At 69.0% G+C, this 15,468-nt stretch carries 11 protein-coding genes; 1 reads left to right on the plus strand and 10 read right to left on the minus strand.

The window, feature by feature from the left end; all coding sequences use genetic code 11:
* Positions 1 to 43: 43 nt before the first annotated feature.
* Together EGX94_RS02975 and EGX94_RS02980 are read right to left on the minus strand one after the other, a co-directional pair.
* Positions 44 to 1,126, minus strand: coding sequence for a Gfo/Idh/MocA family oxidoreductase (locus tag EGX94_RS02975; RefSeq protein WP_021797255.1), 1,083 nt, complete (start codon positions 1,124 to 1,126; stop codon positions 44 to 46).
* A 94-nt stretch (positions 1,127 to 1,220) separates the two neighbouring features.
* Positions 1,221 to 2,576 (minus strand): NAD-dependent epimerase/dehydratase family protein, encoded by a 1,356-nt coding sequence (locus tag EGX94_RS02980; protein ID WP_196807746.1) that lies wholly within the window; start codon positions 2,574 to 2,576, stop codon positions 1,221 to 1,223.
* Positions 2,577 to 2,648: 72 nt separating this feature from the next.
* Here EGX94_RS02980 and EGX94_RS02985 point away from each other — a divergent pair, with 72 nt between their 5' ends.
* Positions 2,649 to 2,933, plus strand: a complete 285-nt coding sequence (locus tag EGX94_RS02985; RefSeq protein WP_192962682.1) for a hypothetical protein — start codon at positions 2,649 to 2,651, stop codon at positions 2,931 to 2,933.
* A gap of 1,149 nt (positions 2,934 to 4,082) precedes the next feature.
* On the opposite strand, the gene EGX94_RS02990 is transcribed toward EGX94_RS02985, so the two are convergent.
* From EGX94_RS02990 to EGX94_RS03025, 8 genes are all read right to left on the minus strand, one after another.
* On the minus strand, positions 4,083 to 5,246 hold the full coding sequence (locus EGX94_RS02990; RefSeq protein WP_051383771.1) for an isochorismate synthase: 1,164 nt from the start codon (positions 5,244 to 5,246) through the stop codon (positions 4,083 to 4,085).
* Positions 5,246 to 6,037 carry an ABC transporter permease gene (locus EGX94_RS02995; RefSeq protein ID WP_043121111.1) on the minus strand — a complete coding sequence of 264 codons (792 nt, stop codon included), beginning with the start codon at positions 6,035 to 6,037 and terminating at the stop codon, positions 5,246 to 5,248. The genes EGX94_RS02990 and EGX94_RS02995 overlap by 1 nt, the downstream gene beginning before the upstream one ends.
* On the minus strand, positions 6,034 to 6,822 hold the full coding sequence (locus tag EGX94_RS03000) for an ABC transporter permease (RefSeq protein WP_021797273.1): 789 nt from the start codon (positions 6,820 to 6,822) through the stop codon (positions 6,034 to 6,036). Before EGX94_RS03000 ends, EGX94_RS02995 begins: the two co-directional genes overlap by 4 nt.
* A 3-nt stretch (positions 6,823 to 6,825) precedes the next feature.
* Positions 6,826 to 7,773 carry an ATP-binding cassette domain-containing protein gene (locus tag EGX94_RS03005; RefSeq protein WP_226906043.1) on the minus strand — a complete coding sequence of 316 codons (948 nt, stop codon included), beginning with the start codon at positions 7,771 to 7,773 and terminating at the stop codon, positions 6,826 to 6,828.
* A 217-nt stretch (positions 7,774 to 7,990) separates the two neighbouring features.
* A complete protein-coding gene (locus EGX94_RS03010) occupies positions 7,991 to 8,221 on the minus strand; it encodes a hypothetical protein (protein ID WP_043121110.1) in 231 nt (76 codons plus the stop codon).
* 195 nt (positions 8,222 to 8,416) lie between these two features.
* Entirely contained in the window at positions 8,417 to 10,147 is a 1,731-nt protein-coding gene (locus tag EGX94_RS03015) for an ABC transporter ATP-binding protein (protein ID WP_021797265.1), read from the minus strand.
* Positions 10,144 to 11,997, minus strand: a complete 1,854-nt coding sequence (locus tag EGX94_RS03020; protein WP_021797267.1) for an ABC transporter ATP-binding protein — start codon at positions 11,995 to 11,997, stop codon at positions 10,144 to 10,146. The genes EGX94_RS03015 and EGX94_RS03020 overlap by 4 nt, the downstream gene beginning before the upstream one ends.
* A gap of 152 nt (positions 11,998 to 12,149) precedes the next feature.
* Entirely contained in the window at positions 12,150 to 15,203 is a 3,054-nt protein-coding gene (locus tag EGX94_RS03025) for a sigma-70 family RNA polymerase sigma factor (RefSeq protein WP_192962683.1), read from the minus strand.
* Positions 15,204 to 15,468: the final 265 nt, after the last annotated feature.

A 15,468-nucleotide genomic window follows, 5' to 3' on the forward strand; every position in this document is an offset into this window, starting at 1 on the left:
TCCTGACATTCTCGAAATCACGAGCGAGTCGCTCTGGGCACCGTCATCTGGGTGCGCCATCTGGCATCCGCTCCATGAGGTGCGCGAGGGAAAGGAACCGGAGAGGTGTCTCAGCACCCAACGGTTCGGCCGGGCCCATGAGCTGGCCTGCATGGGCCCACACCGCGCAGAGGGTCAGCATGTACTCGGCCTCGCGGGCCCGAGCCACCGGGCTACCCGTCTCCTGGCGGAGCGCATCGAGGAATCCGGCAACGGCTGAGGGCCAGATGCGCTCGAACTGGCAGCGCCTGGTCACCTCGGTCTCGACGGCGAGGCTCTCATGCAACCGGACGGTGCTCAGGGCCTCGTCGGCCTCGATCTCCAAGAGACCCTCCGTAGTGCGGGGGGTTGTGACATTGGGGTGCCAGATGATCTGCCCATCGGTCTCGGTCAGCACAAGATTGCCCGTCACCGTGAAAACGGTGATCCGATGGCCCACATGGGCGAAGTCATCGGGGTTGAGAGGATTCATCCGATTGACGACGCGCAGGCTCACGGGGACACCCCTGAAGGATCCGCCCAGCTGCGTAAGCACGCCGGCGACGGTGCCCTGCGCCTGGATCTCCCAAGGCGTGAAACCACCGGTGATCCGACCTACGAGGTCGATCATCGAGAAGAGGAAGTGGATGCTGCACTCGGCCTCGACGCCAAGGATCCCGTGGTCCTCGCACAGGACCCGCGCCATCTCCAGATAGCTCGCAATGGTGGGGCTGTGACGGTAGAAGGGGTTGATGAAGAAGGCGCCGCCGCTCCTGGCTGCCTCGCGATAACACTCCACCGCGTCGTCACGGTGGATCGGGTGCTCGAGAACGACGTGCCGACCGTCCGCAAGAAAACGCCTGGCCAGCTGGGAACCCTTGCCGCCCACGATGCCCGAGCGGACCACCACGCAAGCCATATCGAACTCGGGCAGCTCCTCAATCGTGGTAAACAGCGGCAACCGCTGCCGGCTGGCGAAGGCGCGGGACTGCTCGCTCCCGCGCGAGAGTATGCCGACCAGTTCGTAGTGCTCGGGAAGTCGGCGGACACCCGCCACGTAGACGCGGCCGAAGGTGGTTCCGCACACGACCACGCGTGTTCTGTTCATAATGCGCCTTCCTTCTCGGGCAGAGCACGATCACCGCGACACCCGGGCCGGGGCGCGACGGTTCGGTGAGGGACGAGGTCCGGCGGGGAGGGGCTCACAGGAACCCGGACTCGACCGCCCCGGCATGCTGATGGCGTTCTGTCATCAGCTCGTCCGGCCCGCTCTCGCTCAGCCGCATGCCAGCCTGCCGCAGCGCGCCCATCACCGGTTCGACCTCCAGGAAGCGGTAGGCCCAGTGGGCTCCCGGGGGGCAGCCGGTCTCGAGTGCACGGAGCACGGTCTGCGCGAGCACGACTGCCGTCAGCTCGCTGCTGTCATCGGAGCACACGGCGACAGAACTCCGCTTGAGCACGCCCGCCGTGTGTCCGCGCGCGCTCACCTGCATGGCGGACCAGTTCTTCCTGTCCTCGTCTAGCCCCGACTTGGCGGCGTCGATCTGTGCGAAGAATCTCATCAGCTCTTCAGGCTCACCACTCTCGCTGAGGCTCATGGCCTTCAGGAGCAGCTGCAGTGAAGCTTGATCGGGGATCACCAGGAATCCGGCTAGCTGCGCGATGGCGCAGTCACGAACCACCCTGTACAGCTCGTCGGTGACGAAGGGAGAACGCAGGTTCTCCGGTTCCTGCGGGAAGGAGGCGGTGTCCTGCATCTGCCAGTCGCTCTCAACATGGGGGCAGACACGCCCCTCCACCAGCATCTGACCAGGATGCCCGTATCCGTCGCGGGTGCTGAGGATGACGTCAGCGAAACCGGCGAGGCCGCCCTGTTCCCTTCCGCCGCAGCAAACGACCGCTGTGGTGCACTCGTCGAAGGACCCCGCCAGATGCCTCGTCAGGAGGCCCGCCAGTCCGGGAGTGCAGCCCGCATTAATGATGCTGGGGCAGACCCCTGCGTAGTGCTCGAAGCAATTCCCTCCGAAGGGGTCGACGTAGATCGCATCTGCAGGCAGCGCAGCGGCGACACGGTCCTTGATTAGGCACGAAGGCCCGGCGCAGTTCACCACCACCGCGCAGCCTCGGGCGAACTCGCGCACGCTGTCTGCCTTGTGAGCGTCGACGAAGAGGGTGTCCTCATCGGGCGTTCTCCTGGTCCTGTTGCCGCAGATGACCTCACACCCCTCGGCGCACAGGAGTTCGAGCAGGGCCCTACCGACGGCTCCGTGCGAACCGATGACACCGATTCGACGTCCTCGAGCACTGCTCCCCACATTGACTCCTTCACACATCAGCAACTGGGCCACGGACGCATCGGATGCGGCGAACTCAAGCCCCGTCATCCGCTTCCCCTGAAACGAAGAGGCAGTCTGGATATAAGTTAGGTAAAGCTTACCTAAGCTCAACACCGCAGTCAACGATGTCTCAGACCTGAATTGGGCCTCTTGAGGCGGCTTGGGTGTTTCTGGTGTGCTTTGTTGCTTGTCAGGACGTTTTGGGTGGGTGGTGTGGGTCACTGATGGCGGGGTGGGATCCGGTGGGTGGGTCCGTTCTTGCGGAGGGTGAGGACCGCGTCGGGGGCGACGGCCGTGCAGATCGTGGCCAGGGACGGCCGCACCAACCGGGTCGTGGAACATCTCGGCTCGGCCCATGACGAGGCCGGACCGGTCTCGTTGATGGCCGCCGGGAGAGCCGGACTGACCGCGCCGGACCAGCAGATGGTGGAGTTCGACGCTGCCGCGGTGACGCACCCGGCGGTGGTGACCGCGGCGACTCGGCCGTACTGGTCGGTGTTGTGCAGGTGGCGTGGTCGGCGTTGGGATTCGATCAGACCCGTGACGGGGCCTTCTTCCAGCTCGTCCTGGCCCGTCTGAGTCGTCTTGGGTTGCTTGGGGGCTCCTGATCTTGGAGACGAGGACGGGGTCATGGGAGGCAAGAGCACGTCGGGGAGGCCGACACGGCGGCGGTACCCGCCCGAGGAGAAGGCACGGGCTGCCCGACTGGTACGACGGCGCAAGGAGCTCGGCACGACGCACGGGACGGCCCAGCAGGTGGACCGACCAGACCGGCTGCAGGGGTGGAGCCACTGCGCGCCCGGGTCGAGCAGGCCGACACCGACAAGGGCATCGAGCCCGGCCCGAGGACGACTGAGGCAAAACGCACCAAGGAGCCGGAGCAGGAGAACCACGGGCTTCGCCGGGCCAACGATCCACTGAAACGGGCCCCGGCCCTCTCCGCGGCGGAACCCGACCGCCCCTCGAAATGACCATCGAGGTCATCGACGAAGACCGTGCCGAGTTCGGAGCCGAGGTCATCCGCAGGCACCCGCAGGCGCCTCCGAGCAGCCCACCACGCCGCGAAGAAACGGCGGACCGTCATCGGCCCGCGCGGCCCGGGACACGGCCACGACGCAGACCCCGCTCACCCTGCGGGCCGCGAACCGGAAGGCCCACGGAGCCCACAAAGGGAATGACGTCGCCCTCAGAACCCAGAACGGCGGCAAGCGCCCTCATGACGTGCCGTCCTCACCCTGCCCGGAGGCGGTCAGCAGCCTGTCCTGGGGGCCGAGCCCGCGGATCACCCGACAGGGAGGCTTATTCATAGGGTTGATCCAAGTTGTTGTCGGTGATTTCGCGGAGGCGTGTCGCAGAAGACGAAGGGCGGCCTGCCCCGAGATAATTAATGCGTGACCAGAAACAATCAAGGAACAGGCCGTGGACCGCATGTTATCACACGACTGCCCCGGGCCCGGATGCAAGACCTGTACCGGAGAATCCACGCGGCGGTCAATGGCGACCTGCCGCCGGCCGGTTCACGGCGACTCGGCCCCTACCAGGGCATCCGGCCCGTTCTGGCCAGTCTGCGACTCTTCTCGAGAGTCCATGTTCACTCCTCGATTGTGCATTGAATCGGATGGTGGATGGGATCGGGCGATGACTGGTTTGCCTCGCAATGGCCCGCGCGAGGAATCAGACGACGATCACTCACGGCCATGGCCCCGCCGTTGGCACGAGCACGGCCGCTCAGGGATCGGTTCTGCCCTCCTGCCCGCCGAGGGCCGCCAGGAAGGTCCGCATCTTGGCTGCGGTCTCGCGCAGCTCTGCCTCTGGTTCGGAGGTGGCGATGACGCCGGCTCCTGCGAACATCGTCGCCCGGTCCCCGCGGAGCACACCTCCGCGCAGGGCCAGCGCCCACTCGCAGTTCCGATCGGCGTCGATCCATCCGATCAGCCCCGCGAAGAGGCCTCTGTCGAACCCCTCGTGGTCGACGATGAAATCGCGCGCACGTTCATGGGGCCAGCCGCACACGGCCGGCGTGGGATGCAATTCATAGAGCAACTCGAAGGGGCTGGCTCCGCCCCTGAGCGTTCCCGTAATCTCGGTGCCAAGGTGCCACACGGCCGGGGTGGGCACCAGTCGTGGACGCGAGGGGATCCTCGGATCATCGGTGCGCGCGCGAAAGACCCTGGCGATCGCCCGTACGACATATGAGTGCTCAGCCAGGTCCTTCCCAGACTCAAGGAGGGCCTCGGAGGCCCGCTCGTCCCGCTCGGGCTCACTCCAGCGGGCGGTGGTGCCGGCCAAAGGCACAGTGCGCACCCGTGAACCCGAGCAGGACAGCACAAGTTCGGGGCTGGCGCCCAGGAAGACCCCTTCCTGGGCGAACTCGCCGCCATAGCCCCCGGGCACGTCAATCAGGTAGACGAAGGCGTCTGGATTCTGTATCCCGAGTCGGACGAAGACCGACTGAGGATCCCAGGGGGCCGCTGCGCACACCGTCGCGCAGCGCCCCAGAACCACCTTGTCCAGCCCCCCTGAGCGGATCGTCTCGACGGCCTTGGCGACAAGGCACCGATAGCCCTGGTGACTGGGCCGCCGATCGGTGACGGCGGTCGTGGACGCAGAGGGAGCGAAGGGCTCGGGCCGACCGGGAAAAGCGCAACTCCTCCAGCAGGCCTCCGCAGGACGGTAGAGCATCCCCGGCCTTGCACTGTCGAAGGGAAGCACCCCCACCACGAGCTGGGGGGCCTCAAGGGGAGCAGCCAGCACCTCCTCGACGGCCCTGGCAACCCCGGTACCGACCCATGAGCGCGGCTCGACGTGCCGCACGACTCCGGTGGCGACCAGATGACGCCCTGAGGAGGCGAACTCGAAGCGGGGCTCCCGCGCCGCGGACGAACTGCTCATCACAGGACCCAACGCCGCAGACCGCTTGCCCGGCGCCGCAGCGCCAAGAGGCTGAGCGCCACGAGACCGCCGAACCAGAGGACGAAGACGAGCAACTGCTGGCCTTCAAGGCCCCCGCCGATGATCGCATCGACGAGTTCGATGACAGCGGTGATCGGTGAACCGTCGACGAGGGGACGCAGCACAGCCGCGTACATCTCGCGGGGCATCATGGCGGTGTTGAAGAACATGGCGGCCATCACCAGCGGCGCGAAGCTGAAGGCGCCTTGCGGGGTCTCCACGAGATGACCGAGCATGACGCCCACAGCACCGGCCGAGACCGCGACGAACGCCAAGACGACGAGCACGCCCAGCAGATGCACCGCACCACCGAACTCCGCGCCGAGGACAAGACCGAGGGCCACGGCCGCCAGTGTTGTAGCGAAGGCACGCGCTGCCTCGGCGAGGATACGCCCGACGATCGCCGCACTGCGCGGTCCCGGCATGCTGGCGAGGCGCTGCGGCAGCCCCTCGTGACGCTCCTGGACGATCGCCCCTGCACCGAGCAGGCCCCCAGTGAACGCCTGGGAGACGCCGACCATGACGGCCACACCGGTCATGTCCATCTCAGCGCCGCTGAACTGCTCGACCATGCCAGCGAACATCACCCTGATGATCACGATCATGACCACGGGCACACCAAGCGTGGCGCCTATCGTCACGGGCGATCTGCGCCAGCGCCTCAGCAGACGCCCGGCGTGCACAGCGACCGCGCCCGCCCATCCAATGTGGTTCTGCTCGCCGCTACTCATACCGACCTCCTGAAGGTTCGCGAGACCCACCAAGCGCCGAGAACGAGCCCGCCGGTCAGCCATACCAGCGCCTCCCAGCCCGAGTCGCCGGGCGTCTCACCGTTGAGCAAGGCCCGGTTCGTATCGATCATCGGGGAGAAGGGCATGTGGGCGATGAGCGGTTCCAGACGATCAGGCAGCGTGCTCAACGGGATGAAGGCCGTCGAGACCATGAGCAGGGGAAGTTCCACGCCTTGGATGAGTCCAGCCATCTGGACCGGCTGTCTCGAGCGCAGGGCTAGCCCGGAGAAGACCAGCACCAGTACCTCACCCATCGCTAAGGCGACGAGGAATGCCAAGGCCAGCCCGGACCAACTCGCTGGTTCAGCCCCGCACAGCAGCCCCAGGGCGATCACGGTGCACAGGGAGAGGATCGAGCGGATCAGATCGCAGATCATGCGCCCCATGATCACGCTCAGGACGTGGACCGGCATCGCGCGAACCCGGGCCAGAAGCCCCGACTCGACGTCGACGGCCAAGGCCATCGCCGATCCCCCGGCGGTAAACATGACAGCTTGGAACATGGCAGCCGCCATGAGGAAAAGGGCGTAGTCGAAACCGGAGCCACTAGCAGCGTGACCGAAGACCACCCAGAAAGCGAGCATCGACATGCCGGGGATCACCAGCGCCGAGACCAACGAGGCGGAATTGCGCATCAGGCGCAGATTGTTGCGCCAAGTGGCTCCGCGTACAGCGGTGAGAGCACTCGACCGCAGCTGGGCAGACAAGGAGTTGGAGAGCGCCATCCCTCAGTCCTCCTGCGTGTCGGCGAAGGCTGTGCCGAGGAAAACCTCGTCCAAGGAGGGCGGGTTGAGCGAGGCCGAGACAGGCTCCAGTTGCGCATCCGCCAGTGCAGCCACGCACCGGGACAGATCTCGGGCCCCGTTGTGCGTGATGAACAGGACCTCGAGAGCCTCGGCCCGGAAATCCTCGGCCGGACGCGAAAGCACGCCCGGCAGCAACTCGATGGCACACCGTTCGGCCGTCTCGGCCTCGTCGAAACCGAGTCGGCAGATTGGGGCGCCGAAGCGGCGGCGCAGTTCGCCTGGGGCGCCCTGGGCCACGGCCCGTCCCCCTCGCAACAGCACGATGCCGTCGGAGAGCCGTTCGGCCTCGTCCAGGTACTGGGTGGTGAGCAGCACCGAGACCCCGCGGTCGCGCAACTCGTCGACGGTCTTCCACAATTCACGCCGCGACAACGGGTCCAGACCGGTGGTTGGCTCATCGAGGAAGAGCAGTGAGGGCTCGACGACGAGGGAGGCCGCGATGTCGAGCCGACGGCGCATGCCCCCTGAATAGTTCGCCGCACGCCTACCGGAGGCATCGGTCAGGCGAAAGGTCCGCAACAGTTCATCGGCGCGGGCCCTGGCCGCGGACGCGCCGAAACCGTGGAGTCGGGCGAAAAAGACGAGGTTCTCGCGGCCGGTCAGTTCACCGTCGACGGCCGCGAACTGACCTGTGAGGGAGATCGTGCGGCGCACCGCGGCTGGTTCATCGACGACATCGGCTCCGCACACCCGCACTGTGCCCGCACTGGGCAGCATGAGGGTCGAGGCGATGTTCACCAGCGTCGTCTTGCCGGCACCGTTGGCGCCGAGCAGGGAGACTACCGAGCCTCTCAGGACCTCGAAGGAGAGCCCCTTGAGCACCTCGGTGGCTTTGTCACCCCGTCCGAAGGTTTTGCAGAGCTCGCTCACGCACAGCACTACCTCGTCGTCGCGTCCGGTCGTCCGGGACTCGAGCATGAGCATTCCTCCCATGGGGTACGCGTCGCCGTTCCATACAGCCTGTCAGCATGACAATAGTTAGCATAGCTTTACCTAACCATTGATGTCACTGAGGACTGTCCAAGAAACGGTGTAGGTGGTTCCATCGCCCGACAGGGCAGGAGGAGCCACATGATGACCGAGACAATCAGCAGCAGTAGTTGTCGACCCCGGGGTCGGCCAAGTGCTCGTCTCGGTCGGCAGCATCGCACCCGAGGAGTTCCAGGAGCAATGGCAGGTCGAGGACGCGGACGACGCCGCACCGGATCGGCCGGGAGGGCCTGGAGCCGAACGCGCGAGGCGACCTCAACGCGTCGGCCGGCAGCTGCTTCGAGGGCGTCACCACGGCGAGCAATCTGGCGTCCCTCATCAGGAGCATCGACTCCTGCGCCGACATCGTGGCTTAGCCGGCGCCTTCACCGACTGACCGCGCACGGCCCCGGGGCGTCCCGTCGACGACCCCGCGTCGCGGGATGGCCTCGGGGTCTGGTGTGCTGTGGCCTGCTCTTCGTACGGCCTGACGGAGTCTGCTCTCCCCCGGGCGCACGATGAACGACTGCCGACGCGACAGGGGTCACTCGTTGGTGATGCGCCAGCCCTGCGCCTTCACCCGCTCGTTCCAAAACGTGGCGTAGCGCCCTGGCCGGCCGACGAGTTCCTCATGGGTGCCGAGCTGGGTGATGCGGCCGTCCTCGAGGACGGCGATCTGGTCGGCTGCGGCGATGGTGGACATGCGGTGCGCGATGACCATGACGGTGCGGTCGCGGGCCAGCTCGTGCATGGCCGCGACGATCGCCGCCTCGTTCTCGGCGTCGAGCGCGGCGGTGGCCTCGTCGAACAGCAGAATGGGTGCGTCCTTGAGGAGTGCGCGGGCGATGGACACCCGCTGCCGCTCACCGCCGGACAGGCGGTTGCCGCCCTCGCCGACCCGGGTGTCCCAGCCGTCGTCCAGCCGGTCTGCGACCTCGTCCAGGCCGGCGAGGCGGGCGGCGCGGCGCACCTGCTCGTTGTCGGCGTCCGGGCTGCCGAGCCGGATGTTGTCCTCGATGGTGCCGTCGAACAGGTAGACGTCCTGGAACACCAGGGCGATGCGCGCCATGAGATCCTCGGTGCTCATGTCGCGGATGTCGGTTCCGCCGATGCGCACGTTGCCATCGGTGACGTCCCAGAACCGCGCGACGAGCCGGGTGAGTGTCGTCTTGCCGGAACCGCTGGGGCCGACCAGCGCGGTGAGGGTGCGTTCGGGGACAGTGAATGTCACGTCGTCCAGTACGGGGCGCTGACCGTCGTACGAGAAACTCACATGTGCGAACTCGATCCCCGATCCTCCTGGCACCGCGGGTGTCCTCGGCTGGGGAAGGGGTTCCTCGTCGAGGACGCGCTGTGCGGCGTCGAGGGCGTTCTGCGAGACGCGCAGGTTCATGCCCTGCTGGCCGACCGCGTTGAGCGAGTCGACGGCCCGCAGCCCCAGGACGGCGACGAAGATGAAGTCGGCGACGCCGATGCCCCCGGAAGCCAGGACGAGCGCCGAGACGACGAGCAGTAGCGCGTAGATGGCCTGAACGAGCAGGGTGTGCAGCCATATGGGCATGCTCGTCATGCGCAGGGTGCGCACTGTCGCTTTGCGGTCTGCTGTGATGGCCTCCTGCAGGGCGCCCCAGGCCGACTCGTTGCGGTTCGCCGAACGCAGGGCCGGCTGCGCCTGAGCGAACTCCAGGATGCGGGACGAGAGCTCCGCGCCGGCCCGTTCCTCCTCGAGATGCCCGTCGCCCGCGGCCCTGGCCATCCAGCGGGAGCTGGCGTACAGCGCGGGTGTGAGGACGAGGAACGAAAGCCCCACCCGCCAGTCCACGACGAAGAACAGGACGGCGACCGTCGCCGGGGTCAGCATCGAGAAGATGAGCTGCCGCATGAAGTTGCTGGGCATGTTCATGATCATCTGCAGGTCGTGGGTGAGCAGGGTCGACATCTGGCCGCTGCGTTCCTTGGTGAACCAGCCGAGGGGCAGCTGAACCATGTGGTCGCCCAGCCGGTACTGGATGGGCCGCAGCACGTGCTTGATGCCGATGAAATAGCCGCGGTTGTCCGCCCAGTACAGCACGATGCCGTAGGCGACGGCCACCACCGCCCCGATGACGAGCAGGACGAGGGCCCGGCCGAGGTCACCGCCCACGAGGCTGCGCAGCAGCGGCAGCAGCAGCGCGAAGATGGCGGCCTCCAGCAGGCCCGTGACGACGTAGGCCCCGGCCTGCGGCAGCACGCCGGTCCTGCCGGCGGCGAGCCGGTCCATCTGGTCGATGATCATCGCGCGTCGCTCCCCTCCTTGACCGTCTGTTTGCGCCAGAGCGCCGTATATCGCCCGTCCCTGGCCAGCAGCTCGTCGTGGGTACCGCGTTCGACGATGCGCCCGCGCTCCACGACGAGGATCTGGTCGGCGTGGGTGATGGTGTTGAGCCGGTGCGCGATGACGACGGTCGTGCGGCCCCGGGCCAGGTGCGCGAGCGCGTCCTGGATGGCCACCTCGTTCTCGGGGTCGGCGTGGGCGGTGGCCTCGTCGAGGATGAGGATCGGCGCGTCCTGCATGATGGCGCGGGCGATGGCCACGCGCTGGGCCTCGCCGCCGGAGAGCTCGCCGTCGTCGGAGCCGATGACGGTGTCGTAGCCGTGGGGCAGTTCCATGATGCGGTCGTGGATCTGGGCGCTCCTGGCCGCCGCGATGACCTCGTCGTCGTCCGCGTCGGGGCGCGCAAGGCGGATGTTGTCGCGGATGCTCTGGCGCAGCAGCATGCTGTCCTGCAGCACCATGGCCGTCCTCGACAGCACCTGCGTGGTCGTCACGTCGCGGAGGTCCAGGCCCCCGATCCTCACCGCTCCCGACGCCGGGTCCCAGAAGCGCGGGATGAGGCGGGCGAGGGTCGTCTTGCCGCTGCCCGAGTCCCCGACCAGCGCCGCCACCGTGCCCGGGCTCAGCGTGATGTCGACGTCGGTGAGCACCGGCGCCGAGTCCGTGCCGTAGGCGAAGCTCACCCCATCCATCTGCACGCCCAGCTCGCCGTCGGGGAACTCGCCGGGCTCGTCGGGCTCGGTCAGGGGCTCGGCGGCCAGGACGGCGCCCAGGTGTCCGCTGCTCTGCAGGGCCAGACGCAGGAAACCGAGGGAGGTTGCCATGTGGAGCAGGGCGCTGGGAATGCCGACGCCGAGGATGAGGAAGGGGACGCAGTCGACGAGCCCCAGCCAGTCCCGCGAGACGAACAACATGGTCAGGGCGGAAAGCAGGATGAGCATGACGGCCGGCGAGAAGAGAGCCATGACGGTGCTGAACGGCGCCGCTGTTCTGATGGCCCAGAGGTAGGCGATGGCGGACAGCCGGTCGACGGCCTGCGAGAAGCGCCGGTTGGCGCGGGCCGAGGTGCCGTAGGTCTTCACCACCTCGACGCCGTCGATCATCTCGACCGACGCGGCGGACAGCTCGACGATGGCGTTGTTGTACTCGCGGTTCAGGCGATCGTGGTCCTTGCTCATGAGGATGAGCGAGACACCCAGGCCCACGACGACGTACAGCAGCAGGACGAGCGCGAACCGCCAGTCGACGGTGAACAGGTAGACCAGCGGGATCAGTGGGGACAGGAGTACCGCGGTGATGTCAGCCGGGGCGTGCCCGACCGCCTGGTGCATGGACAGCACGTCGTCGGAGGCGGCCTGTTTCACCTCACCGGACGGGTTGTCGAGGAACCACCCGAGGGGCACCCGGGACAGGTGCCGGATGAGTTCCTCGCGTACCCTGACGCGGAAGTCCGCGTCGGCGTGGTGGCAGATGCCCGTTCCCAGGCCGAAGAGCGCCCGGCCCGCCAGTGCGGCGACGGCGGCGACGGCGAGCGGGACGGCGAGCTCGCGGGACGAGTCGATCCGCCCGGTGAGCGCCTGCTGGGCGATGCGGGTGATGACGAGGTAGGGGATGAAGGTGCACACGGAGGAGACGGCGGTCAGCACCGCGCCCACGATGATGGTGCGCGCCACCGGCCTCGTGAAGCGCCTCAGCACGGCGCTCGCGCTGGCTTGCTGGCCGGGTTCCGCCCCCGCACCCGGCTCCCGCGACGTCTTCGGCTCGGGGCCGCCGTCGACCGGCTCGTCCATCGGTCCGGAACCGCTGCTCATCGCGCCCTCCCCTCTGGCCGCCCCCAGCCATCACGAACGGCCCCGCGGCGGACGACCGATGGCCGAGCCGCAAGGTCGTGTTTTGGAAAGGCTAGCCTAATTCATGCGAGAACGCGACGGCCGGGCCCGCAGCGCAGCGTCTCTGGCGTCCCTCAGGCGTCGCGCCCCCGCCGGGGGCGGTAGCGCTCCTGCTCCGAGTCCTCGTCGAGGACCCGTCTGGGACGGTGGCCGGATTCCGGCGGCACGTCGCCGGGCAGGGCCCGCCGCGGCCGGTACAACGCCACGACGGAGTCCGGCAGGGCGCGCCTCGGCGCCTGCTCCCGTCTCGGCTCCTCGATCCCGGGAGCCGCTTCGCGGCGCCGGAGCACGCTCCGCGCCGGCCCGCCCGCTGCGCCACCCGCAGTCGTCTTCCGACCCGCGGTTCCGGAAGGCCCCGGCGGGATCGCGCCGACCGAGGGCCCCCTCCGCCCGAGGGCCCCGGAACCGGCTCGGGAGGCCGTCCCCGCCGCGCGTCCGACTGCCCTCGGAGCGCCTGCCCTCGAGGCGGCCATCGCGGGCCCCGGCTCCGCGGGCGCCCTGGGCGCCGTGCGCGCCCCTCCCCTCGGCACCGTCCTTGTCGCCACGGCCTCCGGTGAGACCGGCGGCCCGGCGGCGAGCTCGGCGGCGATACCACGGCACCGCTCGAGCGCCTTCTTCTTGATCTGGCGGATGCGTTCGCGGGTGAGGCCGAAGCGCGTCCCGATGACGTCCAGGGTCTCGGGCTCCCCGGTCACCAGGCCGTACCGGTAACGCAGAATCCTCATCGCCCGGGGATCCTCCGCGCCGAGGCATTCGAGGATCTCCGTCGCTTCCCGGTCCGGGTCGAACCGTTCGACGAGCTCCTCGGGATCGGGCGGGGGCTGCCCGGCCCCGGGGACAGCGATGATGCGGGCATCCTCGTCCAGCAGGTCCACGTCGAGCACCGGCCGCGAGAGCCTGGCGGCGCGCCCCAGTTCGTCGGCGCTGATCGCCCTGTCGAGCAGCCCGTCGGGGTGCGCCCGGACGAACCCGCCCCAGCCAAGACCCTCGCCCCGGCGGATGCGGTCGGCCGCCCGGCGCTTCTCCTCGAAGTGCACCGGCACGCGGATGAGGGCGCCCCGGTCGGCGAGGGCCCTCGTGACGGACTGCCTGATCCACCAGGTTGCGTAAGTGGAGAACTTGTTCCCGCGCCGGTGGTCGAACTTCTCGACGGCCCGGATGAGGCCCAGGTTCCCCTCCTGCACGAGGTCGATGGGTTCCATGCCCCGGCTCCGGTGGCGCGCGGCGATGGACACCACGAGCCTCAGGTTCGAGGTGATGAACTGGTGGCGGGCGGCCCGGCCCTCCGCCGCGATGCGCCGCAGGTCCTCCTCGTCGAAGCGCTCATCAGCGGCCTCGAGGAGGTGCTGGGCGTAGAGGCCGGCCTCGATGAGGGCGCCGAGGCGGCGCTCGTCCTCGGCGTCGAGCAGCGGATACCTCCTGATGGCCTCCCGGTAGTCGCGCAGCGCGTCCGCCGACGGCTCGCCCCCGCCGGGGCGCCTCGGACGGCCGCCCTTCCGGCCCCTGCCGTCGCTCCGGAGGCCGACGGGCGCGCGGTCGGAGGCGGAGCCGTCCCGGCCCCCGGCATCGCTCGCCACTGCGCCGGTGCTCCGCGGGCGGCCGGGCCCGTGCCCGGCATCGGCTGCACGGCCCCCGGTGCGCTGCGAGGCGTTCCGGCCCGTGTCAGGGCCCGCCGCCCGGATCATCCGTTCCTGCACCGCCCGGCCCGCCCGGGGATCGGCGGCGAGGAACTCGAGCAGATGCGGCAGGCCATCCTCGGTGCCGAGGTCGAACTCCCCCATCTCGCACGCAGCGGGGGTGCACTCCGCGTAGAAGTCCTGCTGCCCGCTCGACACCGGCCTCCGGGCGAGGGGATCCTCGACCGTGTCCTGCGCGTAGAGCACGACGAAGCGGGCGATCTTGCCCCGCCTGCGCCTCAGGACGCGGCCGAGGCGCTGGATCATCTGGCGGCAGCTCTTGGTCGCGGCCATGACGACGCCGAGATCGGCGTCCGGCACGTCGACGCCCTCGTCGAGGATGCGCGGCGCCGAGACCGCATCGACCGAGCCGTCGCGGAGCAGTTCGAGCCGTTCCTCGCGCTCCTGGTCGGCCATGCTCGAGTGCATGGCGGCCGCCCGGCAGCCGGCGGAGCCCAGGACTTCCGCGGCCTCGCGGCTGCCCTCCTTCGTCTGCGTGAAGACGATGGCCCCCGCGCTGGCCCGCACGGCGGGGGCGAGGCCCTCGAGCGCCAGCGCCTTCATGCGCGTCCCCGACAGCAGGGCGCGGCGGTCGGCGAACCTGGCCAGGTAGCAGCGGGCGAGACGACGGCCCGCGGAGGACTCCCCCTGCTCGGCCAGCCGGCTCACCTGCTTCAGGAATTCGCCCACCGGTTCGGGCTCGAGGCCATGGTGTTGGACCAGCTTCTTACGGACGTCGAACAGGGTCTCCTCCAGCTCGTCGTAGGTCTCCCGTTCGTCACGGCCGAGGGGCACGGCGGCGAAAGCGATCTTGAAGGGGGCGATGAGCTGGTCGGCGGCGGCCCGCTGATAGCCCATCCCGAAGCGGACAGGGCCGAAGTAGTCGCGCAGGATGCTGTCACCGGCGTCTCCGCGGGCCAGCGTCGCCGTCAGGCCCAGCCGCCACGCGTACTCGGGGCGCAGCGCCCGTGAGAACGACTCGGCCCCGTAGCGGTGACACTCGTCGGCGACGAGCAGACCGCTCTCCCCCTGCCGCAGGGCCGGACGGCGGTGGGCCGCCTGGACCGTGGTCACCATGACCCGCCAGGGCTGCGACGCCCTCAGGTCGGTGCTCACCGCCATGCCGGGCAGCAGTTCGTGCAACGAATCCGCCCACTGGGCGACGAGCGTCCTGGTCGGCACGAGCACCACCGCCCGCATCCCCGCGGTGGCCGCCTCGCTCACCGCGGCGATGCCGACGCGGGTCTTGCCCGCTCCCGTCACCGCCTCGACGACGCCCGTGCGGTCTGCGTCGCGCCATGCGGCGAGCGCCTCGGCCTGCCAGGCGCGGAGGGGGACGCGGGCGTCGGCTTCAGGAGTTCCCGAGCCGGGGCAGGCCTCCGGAGCGGGGCGCACAAGAACCAGGTCGGTGGTCCGCGGCACGCCGGCACTCGGCACCACGAGATCGCTCACGCGACCGTCCTCAGCGCTCATGCCCGCGCCCCCGCCCCACCGTCCAGTGATGTTCCGCGCAACAGCGTAGAGGTGCCCACCGACACGATCGCCGGACGGGCCAGAACCCGGCGACCAGGACGGGGCGCCGGCGGCAGGGCACGCGGGAGCCCGCGCCCTGCGGAGCGGCTGGCGGGGAGGGAATCGCGCCCGCGGTCGGTACGTAGGGCCAGGCGATCAGCCGGCGGAGCGGCTGGTGCGACGGGAGTCCCGCCCGTGAGGGGCC

Source organism: Propionibacterium acidifaciens, assembly GCF_003798325.1.
In the GTDB taxonomy this organism is placed as follows: domain Bacteria; phylum Actinomycetota; class Actinomycetes; order Propionibacteriales; family Propionibacteriaceae; genus Propionibacterium; species Propionibacterium acidifaciens.